Source organism: Cupriavidus sp. 8B, assembly GCF_054589115.1.
Window position 1 is genome coordinate 1 of sequence record NZ_BAAILO010000342.1, and the last position, 291, is coordinate 291.

At 63.6% G+C, this 291-nt stretch carries 1 pseudogene; it reads left to right on the top strand.

From position 1 onward, the window contains the following. Nucleotides 1-21: 21 nt before the first annotated feature. A pseudogene (locus ACYP5B_RS33650) lies at nucleotides 22-291 on the top strand (hypothetical protein); the annotation flags it as partial.

Genomic DNA, 291 nt, shown 5'->3' on the forward strand with positions numbered 1-291 from the left:
ACCTCCGGAGTTACCCCAACCATGATCGACCGCATCTACGGCGCTGGCCTGGCCAGCCACCCTCCCGGTGTTCGCCTTAACGTCCAGTTGTATTCGACCAACTATCGCGCCGCGCTCACCCTCAGGTGCGCGGATGACGGGATGCCGTATGGCTCGCTGACCACCAACCTGCCCGAAGTCGAGCTGGCCAGTGACGAGTTTGTCGTCTCTGCTGGCTGGAACCTGCCACGGGATTTGGCAGCCCGCTTCCTGGAAGCCGGCTTGTTCGCCGAGGCTCGCCACGTTCCCTAC